5 protein-coding genes are annotated in these 8,941 nt (G+C 65.6%); 3 read left to right on the forward strand and 2 right to left on the reverse strand.

All coding sequences use genetic code 11. From position 1 onward, the window contains the following. Positions 1-316 precede the first annotated feature (316 nt). The 3 genes from HGI46_RS15190 (at position 317) to HGI46_RS15200 (ending at position 5,907) form a co-directional block, all read left to right on the forward strand. Entirely contained in the window at positions 317-1,927 is a 1,611-nt protein-coding gene (locus HGI46_RS15190; RefSeq protein WP_240946795.1) for a carboxylesterase family protein, read from the forward strand. 99 nt (positions 1,928-2,026) lie between these two features. Further along, positions 2,027-4,648 carry a glycoside hydrolase family 2 protein gene (locus HGI46_RS15195; protein WP_240946796.1) on the forward strand — a complete coding sequence of 874 codons (2,622 nt, stop codon included), beginning with the start codon at positions 2,027-2,029 and terminating at the stop codon, positions 4,646-4,648. 23 nt (positions 4,649-4,671) lie between these two features. Further along, positions 4,672-5,907, forward strand: coding sequence for an MFS transporter (locus HGI46_RS15200; protein WP_168904930.1), 1,236 nt, complete (start codon positions 4,672-4,674; stop codon positions 5,905-5,907). Between the two features lie 482 nt (positions 5,908-6,389). Here the strand turns inward: HGI46_RS15200 and HGI46_RS15205 are convergent, their stop codons facing one another. Next, on the reverse strand, positions 6,390-7,283 hold the full coding sequence (locus tag HGI46_RS15205) for a sugar kinase (protein WP_168904931.1): 894 nt from the start codon (positions 7,281-7,283) through the stop codon (positions 6,390-6,392). Then, entirely contained in the window at positions 7,283-8,800 is a 1,518-nt protein-coding gene (locus HGI46_RS15210) for a hypothetical protein (RefSeq protein WP_168904932.1), read from the reverse strand. The genes HGI46_RS15205 and HGI46_RS15210 overlap by 1 nt, the downstream gene beginning before the upstream one ends. Positions 8,801-8,941: the final 141 nt, after the last annotated feature.

The raw sequence follows: 8,941 nt of genomic DNA on the forward strand, positions 1-8,941 counted from the left end.
AAAGTTTGGATAATAATGATAGATTTCGCGTATGACGAAGGTTTGTGCATGTATATGGGCCATCTGGTACCGCCGCGAAGGGTGCGGGTTACACTTTGTTTTTGCTTCAAATTTTAGTGAGAAAGGCGGTTTGGAGGATTGCCTGACACTTGAATCCGTGCAAAACCAATTGTGGTCAGGCCAAATTGTGGTTACCAGCGCAAGGTGCCGATCAGGACAATCCCGCAACCGCGCAGACCGCTTGGCTGCAGGTATCATTGGAAGCAACTGGCCCATCATCCGGCAATCGTCGGGCGAAAAAGGAGGGTGCGTGGCCTTGAGGACGACCGCAACGAGGCTGGCAGCCATTGCGCTGGCTTCTGCCGCGATACTGCCGGCTGCGCCGTCTTTCGCTCGCAGCGCTGATCACGCGGGCGTCGCAAGGACCGTGAAGACGGCGGCCGGGCTGGTGCGGGGCATTGCGCAGCGCGATGGCGTCCAGGCCTATCTCGGCATCCCTTATGCCAAGCCTCCGGTGCGAGAATTGCGCTGGCGGGCGCCGCAACCCGTCGACGCGTGGCAGGGCGTGCGCAACGCTGACCGCTTTTCGCCGCTGTGCGTGCAGCCGATGCGCAGCAGCCTGGCAAACCAGTATTCCGGCGCGGAAGCGATTTCGGAAGACTGCCTCTATCTCAACGTCTGGACGCGCCCTGCTTTGCGCAAGGCTCCGGTGATCGTCTACATTCACGGCGGCGCCTTCTATGTCGGTTCGGGCAGTGTCGGCATCTACGGCGGCGAAGCGCTGGCGCGCGAGGGGGCGGTCGTCGTCAACCTCAACTATCGCGTCGGGCCGCTGGGCTTTCTGGCAACGCCCGAATTGCGCGCCGAATCCGGCGATGGCGCTTCAGGCAACTACGGGCTGCTGGATCAGATTGCCGCGCTGCGCTGGGTCCGGGACAACATCGCGCGCTTCGGTGGCGATCCTGACAATGTGACCATTGCCGGGCAGTCGGCCGGTTCGATGTCGGTGCTGGCCTTGCAGGTAAGCCCGCTTGCCAAGGGTCTGTTCCGCAAGGCCGTGGGGATGAGCGGGGCGATGATTGCAGGGCCGATCAAGCTGCCATCGCGGTCAGAGGCCGAGGACGCCGGGACAAGGCTGATGGCGGCGTGGAAGGCGAGCAACCTTGCCGAGCTGCGGGCCATGCCGGCCGACCGGCTGGTCGTGCCGCGCGTGCCGGGCGGGCCGAGCACGGGGCCGGCCATTGACGGCCATGTCCTGCCCGATGCCATACCGGCGCTGTTCGCCGCGCGGCGGCAGAGCGATGTGCCGCTGCTGCTGGGCTTCACCCGTGACGAGGCGCTGGGCGGGATGGGGCCGGTGACGTCACTGGAGGGCTACAGGACCAAGGCTCGCGAGCGCTTTGGCGTGCAGGCCGATCGCTTCCTTGCGCTCTATCCCGCCAGCAGCGACGGTCAGGCGCAGGAGCAGGCACGCATGGCCGATCGCGACGAGACGATGGTGTCGGGGATGTTCGAATGGGCCAGCCTGCAGGCGGCGCATGGAACGGCGCCCGCATATGCCTACCAGTTTTCACGGCCACATCACTATGTCGCGGGGGTGCGGTTTGCCGATCTCGATCCGGCAACGGCGGGGGCCTATCACACCTCGGAGGTGCCGTTCTGGCTGGGCACGCTCGATGCGTTCGACCGCTATCGCCCGACGCGCGCCTGGACCCCGCAGGATCGCGCGATGAGCCACGCGATGATGCAGACGCTCCTGGCATTTGCCCGCACCGGCAAGCCGGAGACAAGCGGCGTTTCCTGGCCGCGCTTTGCTGCCGATCGGCCGCGTCTGGTAGAATTTGCCGACACGGCGGCGCAGCAGGACTGGCCCGATCCGCACAGGCTCGCCTTCTTCAAGTCGTTTCACGCCGCCAGCCCTCGATAGTTTCGACCAACCAGAATAGATACCCGGAGAGAACCGATGCGAGAATTCCCGGCAGTTCGTGCCAAAGCAGGCCTCAGGGCCTCCGTCGCGTGTCTGATCATGGCTGCAACCGCGCCGGCCCTTGCGCAGGAAGCGCGCGACGTGACGGTGCTGGATGCCGGCTGGCGGTTCACGGCTGAGGATGCGCAAGGGGCTGTTGCACCGGAGTTTGCCGATGCGACCTGGGCGCAGGTTTCGGTGCCGCACAGCTGGAACCGGGTTGGATATTACAAGCATGACCTGGGCGGCACCAACACCGCGGCGAACGTGGACAAGCGGCTGGGCATCGGCTGGTATCGCCTGCATTTCGCCACGCCAGCCGGAGCCAAGGGCAAGCGGCATTGGCTGGAGTTCGATGCGGCGAGCCGCGTGGCCAAGGTCTGGCTCAACGGTGTCTATCTGGGCGAACATCGCGGCGGATTCTCGCGCTTTCGGTTCGATGCCACGGCGGCGATGAAGGCTGATGGCGATAACGTGCTGGTCGTGCGCGTGGACAATGCGCAGCCCAAGGCTGGCGGCTCCACCGCCGATGTCCTGCCGCTTTCGGGCGACTTCTTCGTGCATGGCGGGCTGTACCGGCCGGTGCGGCTGGTGACGACTGCGCCGTTGCATATCGACCTCGCCGATGCAGGCGGGCCGGGCGTGCGCGCGACGACGGTAAGGGCTGACAAGGATCAGGCGCAGGTCGATCTGGTGGTCCGCGTGGCCAACGATGCCGCGAAGTCTGCCAAGGCCAGCGTGAAGGTCAGCCTGGTTGATCGCGAGGGGCGTGAGGCGGCGTCTGCAGTGGTTCCGGCGACGGTTGCAGCAGGCAAGACCGGCGAGTTTTCGGCCCGGCTTGCCCTGACCAATCCGCAGCTGTGGCACGGCGCTGCCGATCCCTATCTTTACGATCTGGTCACGCAGGTGGTGCAGGCGGACGGGACCGTCTCTGACGAAGTGCGGCAGGCCTATGGCTTGCGCTCGATGGCGTTCGATCCTGACCGCGGCTTCCTGCTCAACGGCCAGCCCTATCGCCTGCGCGGCGTGGGCTATCACCAGGACCGTGACGGCAAGGGCTGGGCGATCAGCCGCGAGGACGTGGCGGAGGACATCGCCACCTTGCGCGACATGGGCGCGAACACGATCCGCCTGACGCATTATCAGCACGGACAAGACGTGCACGATCTGGCCGACCGCGCCGGGATGGTGGTGTGGGACGAGATCCCGTTGGTTTCGGTGTGGACGCTGGGCGGCAGCAAGGTCGCCGATCCGGCGCTGGTTGCCAATGCGAAGTCGCAACTGACCGAACTGGTGCGGCAGAACCAGAACCATGCCGCCTCGGCGATCTGGAGCATCGCCAACGAGGTGGACTTCGGCAATTCGCTGCCGGCCTTCCTGTTTGGCGGAGCCGATGGGCGCGAGGTCGATCCGCTGCCGCTGCTGAACGAGTTGCAGAAGACGGCCAAGGCGCTCGACCCTTCGCGGCCTACATCTTTGGCCACGTGCTGCGAGGCGCGGGCCTTTGGCAACGACGTGGAAATCCCCACGACGGCGGTTGCCGCCGATCTTGGCGGGGCCAACCGCTATTTCGGCTGGTACTTCGGCAAGGCCGGTGATCTCGGCCCGCATCTTGATGGCCTGCGTGCAAAGCGGCCGCAGCAGCCGCTGGCGGTGACGGAGTATGGCGCAGGTGGTGCCTTGACCATGCACACTGACAACGTGCTGGGCGGCCCGGCGGATTCACGCGGTGCGGCGCAGCCCGAGGAATATGAGAGCTATATCCACGAAACCGCGCTGGCGCAGCTCGATGCGCGGCCCTGGCTTTACGCTACGTGGCTGTGGAACTCGTTCGACTTTGCCACGACCGTGCGCACCGAAGGCGATGCGCAGGACATCAATACCAAGGGCCTGATCGCCTACGACCACAAGACCCGCAAGGACGCCTTCTGGTTCTACAAGGCGAACTGGAACTCCGAGCCGATGGTTCACATCACGTCCAAGCGCTATGTAAACCGCGCCTATCCGGTGGCGGATGTGAAGATCTACAGCAACACCGCGAGCACCGAACTGCTGCTCAATGGCCGCTCGCTTGGGGTGAAGCAGGACTGCCCGCAGAAGGCCTGCGTGTGGACGGGCGTCCGGCTGGACGAGGGCAGCAATGCGCTGGTGGCGCGGGGTGTTCATGCCGGCGGAACGGTGGAGGACAGCGCAAGCTGGACGCTGGCGGCCGAGACGGCGCGCAAGTTCGTGATCGATGCCGGGACGCTGCTGGCGACGAAGAGCGAAGGGCGCGTACTGGGATCGGACAACTGGTTCGAGGGTGGCACCGCCGCCTCGCTCGACAAGCCGGCGGACTACGGCAAGCCTGCCGTGCCGACAGCCATTGCTGGCACGACCGACCGGGGCGCTTTGGCGACTTATCGCACCGGCACGTTCTCCTACCGCGTGCCTTTGGCCGATGGGCGTTACAAGGTGACGCTGTGGTTCGCGACCGACGCTGCGCAGAAGGCTGGCACGTTTGACGTGAAGAGCGGAAAGAAGGCCCTGCTGCGCAAGTTCCAGCCCGCAATACCGGCGAGCGGGGCGGTGGCCGAGGCCAAGGTGTTCACGATAAAGGCCAAGGGCGAACTGGCGCTCGATTTCGTCAGTGGAACCAGCGATGCGCGGGTCTCGATGATCGAGATCGAGCGGCTGCGCTGACCTTCAGGCAACGGACGGGAACGATGCTCAGGAAACTTCCGCTGCGCTGGTGGATCATCGCGCTGATCACGCTCGGCACGATCTTGAACTACCTTGCGCGCTCGACGCTGTCGGTGGCAGCGCCGACGCTCAAGACCGAGTTCGCGATGACGACCGAGCAGTACAGCTGGGTCGTGCTGGCCTTTCAGGCGAGCTACACGGTGATGCAGACGGTGGCGGGCGCGGTGCTCGATGCGCTGGGCACGCGGCTGGGGTTCTTCCTCTTTGCCGTCGGCTGGGCGCTGAGCAACATGGCGCACGCTTTTGCCACCGGGTGGATGAGCCTTGCCTTCTTCCGCTCGCTGCTTGGCGCAAGCGAGGCCGCGGCGATCCCGGCAGGCACGAAGACCGTGGCGCAGTGGTTTCCGGCCAAGGAAAAGCCGCTGGCCACCAGCCTGTTCCAGATGGGCACGAGCGTGGGCAACATGATCGCCCCGCCGCTGGTGGCGTTCTGCATCCTGGCGTGGAACTGGCAGGCGGCGTTTCTGGTCACGGGCGCGCTCAGCCTCGTCTGGGCGGGGATGTGGTGGGTCGCCTATCGCGATCCGGCCGAGCACCCGCGTCTTCCGCAGGCAGAGCGTGACGCGATCGTGGCGATGAACCAGCCCGATGCGACCAAGCCTGCGACCAAGGGGCAGGTGCTGCGCAGCCGTTCGTTCTGGGCGATTGCGGTGCCGCGATTCCTTGCAGAACCTGCCTGGCAGACGTTCAACTTCTTCATCCCGCTTTATCTCGTCGCAGTGTGGAAGCTGGACCTCAAGTCTATCGCGCTGTGGGCGTGGTTGCCGTTTCTGGCGGCAGACTTCGGCAGTCTGGCCGCAGGGCTGCTGCCGCCTTGGCTGATGAAGCGCGGTTCCTCGATGCTGTCATCGCGCAAGATCACGATGACGATGGGCGCGCTGTGCATGGTCGGGCCTGCCTGCATCGGCCTTGCCACCTCGCCCGAGATGGCGATTGCGCTGTTCTGCATCGGCGGCTTTGCCCACCAGTTGCTCAACGGCGCGCTGATTACCCTGTGCGCGGATGTGTTCGACAGCCGCACCGTGGGCACGGCAAGCGGCATGGCCGGGACCTCGGCGTGGATCGGCGGCATGCTGTTCACGCTGCTGATCGGCCAGAGCGCCGACGTGTTCGGCTACAACCCGCTGTTCGTGGCCCTGGCGGGGCTGGATCTGCTGGCGGCGGTGGTGCTGTGGAGCCTGCTGAGGGCGAAATCCTAGGCGGCTTGGCGAGATTTCCGCACTGACGGATGGCCGCTATTGTGGATCGCCGGGAGGGCAGTGAATGGCTGGGATGGGGTGGAAAACGGACATCATCGGCCCAGCGGTTCTGTAGTCACGAACTAAGCGCATCAGCCATCATGACCAGCCCCAGGACACCGTAGGCACCGTTTACAAGCGCAATCAACCACAACCAGGCAGGTGGGTCATCGATGGTCGCGTCTAGGCGCAGATAGTGCATGGCGCTGATCTCGCCGCAACGCAGTAATCTGATGAACTGATAACCTGCCCAAGCGACTAGCATGGCTCCTGTCAGACCTATTAGCCAGATCACCTATTCTCTCTCGTGTCGCTATTCGGGAAACTGTTCACCCATCCGAGTTTGGCAGGCAGGTCGAACGACTACAATGGCGTCGTATCCTGACGGTCTGCTCTCAGCAAAATGGGACAGATAGCTGACGTGCACCCCGAGGCGGGCGTGTTCACCCTCCCTCGGAATCCCGCGGCGGTATTGCGCCCCGGCGCATGATGGTCCAGCCGGCCAGAGCGTGGCCCGCGATTGCGGCCTGTGCTGACGCTTCGCCGCGCAGGCGCGCGCTGAGGTAACCTGCGTTGAAGGCGTCGCCGGCGCCGCTGGTGTCCACCGGGCGCAAGACTTCGGCGGGGGGGACGATCTCGCCGTCTGGCAGGCGACAGCCTTCGGGGCCGAGCTTGACGATGGTTTCGGCGCAGCCAAGTCCTTGCCAGTGCGCGGCGACGGCTTCTGCATCGGTCTCGCCCGAAAGCATGGTTTCGTCCTCGAGCGTGGGCAGGCCGATGCTGGCAACGGCGATGGCGGCATCGCGCGCGGCGCGGGCCGTTGCCTGATCTGGCCAGAGGCGCGGGCGATAGTTGCCGTCGAAGGCGACGAGGCCGCCATTGGCGCGGACCTTGCGGGCGAGGGTGAGCAGCGCCTGCCTGCCGCTTTGGGGCAGGATGGCCAGCGAGATCAGCGAGAAGGCGAGCAGGTCCGTCGTTTCGGCCTGGGCCAGCGCGGTTTCGATGCCGGGGCAATCGAACAGCGCCCGCGCGGCGCTTTCACCACGCCAGTAGGTGAAGCTACGCTCGCCCATGTCGTCGCAGGTGATTGCGTAGAGGCCGGGGTTGCGGGAGGGGTTGTCGAGCACGAGCGACGTGTCGAGGCCTTCGGCCGCCCAGCGCGCGCGCAAGTCCTCGCTGAACGGATCGGTGCCGAGCGCGGAGAGATAGGCGGTCTCCACCCCGCTGCGCGCGAGGTGGATTGCCGTATTCAATGTGTCGCCGCCATAGGCGAGCCGCCAGAGGCTGCCTTCCTGCGACAGCTCCAGCATCGCCTCGCCGACAAGGACCGCGCGCATCAGCGGCAGGCCGGGTTGGCGGCGCCGGGCAGGGCGTAGAAGGCGATGGACTGGCCCGGGATCGTGACCTTGCCGCTGACGGCGACGCCATCGAGGCCAGTCAGCTTGAGGTCCGGCGAGAGGGCCGGGGCCTTGCCATTGACCAGCACGCTACGGGTGTCGAGCGGTTGGCCGGTCATTGTCCAGCCCATGCCGTTGCCGCCGAGGTTGAGGCCTTGCGCGGCCTCGCCAGTGTTGAGCGCCATGACGGTGACGCCGCCAGGCTTGCCGGGCAGGCAGTGGGCATAGAGCCGCAGCGCGGGCGAGGGCGAGGCGGGGGAGGCGAGCACGGTGCTGCCCATCGTGCGCTTCCACAGCACAGCGGCCCAGTAGTTCGGGCGCGGGGTCAGGGTATCGCGATCGATCAGGGCATAGTCGCTGGCGGCGAGCGTATTGTGCATCACCACCTGCAACCCTTGCTGCGCCAGCGCGGCGTTCTGGTTGAGGTAGCGGAAGGTGTCGAGGAAGGTCGAGGCCCAGGGGCTGCCACCGCAGGCAGCCTGCGCGGTTTCGGTGTTCCACATCGGCTTGCCGGGTTCGAACCTGTCACGCAGAGCGGCATAGTAGCGGTAGTCACGCACGGTCATGTCGAGCCAGCTTGCGGTGAGCGCGTCTTGCTTCTGGGCGGTGCCGATGCCGAGGCCTGCACAGCGCTGCGAGACGCTGCCGTAGAAGTGGTAGGACACGCCATCGACGCTGTTCGGGTTGGCCTTCATCATGTCTTCGCTGCTGACATGTGCGCCCATTTCGGCAGGCACGGGCACGTCCTTGAGCAGACCCGCTTCGCCCACGCCACCGACGCCGAGGATCTTCATGCCGGGCACGGCCTTGCGCGCCCAATCACGGAAGAGGCGGAATTCCGCGCCATAGTTGGCGGCGGTATAGCCCTTGGGCATCTGCGGCGCGGCGCTGGGCATGTTGGCTTCGTTGAAGAATTCGGCAGCGTAGAGCGAGCCGCCGGACTCGCGGGTAAGATCAACCAGGCGCTGGGCCTGCGCCGGCGTCCACACGCCATTGGCATCGCGCGTGCCGTTGCTGACGGCGAAGCTGGTGACGATGGGCGCATCGACCGCCTTCGAGAAGGCAACCACGTTCTTCCACTGGTCGCGCGTCAGCACCTGCACGAAGCCTGCGGGCGGGGCGGAGAGGTGTTCGCCTTCGGCTTCGAGGTAGGTGTTGTTGGCCCAGGTGCCGCTAACGCGCACGAGGCTGGGGCCGAGCGCCTTGGCCAGCGCGACCAGCTTGGGGTCAGTCAGGTCGATTGGCGGGCGCTGGCGGTAGCGTTCGTCCGCCGGGCCACCATAGGGCGCCCAGAAGCGGCCGCCGGTGACCTCGACCATCTCGATATTGTAGGACTGGTAGCGATCGCTTGTCGTGCCGACCTTTGCCAGCTTTGCGAGCTGGAGCGAGGGGGCAGGGGCAGGCGTCGCGCCGGTCAGGGCAACCAGGGCGGTCGCCGCAAGAAATGCCTTTTTCATCGTATCCTCACCAGTTTTGGTTGTTGTCTCACCAGTTCCACATGGTGCCATCCTCGAGCCGTGCGACGGGGAGGTAGGCGGGTTTGTAGGGGTATTTGGCGGCGAGTTTCTCGTCGATGTCGACGCCGTGTCCGGGGGTGT

Source organism: Novosphingobium sp. ERW19 (assembly GCF_012641315.1).
Classification (GTDB): Bacteria; Pseudomonadota; Alphaproteobacteria; order Sphingomonadales; family Sphingomonadaceae; genus Novosphingobium.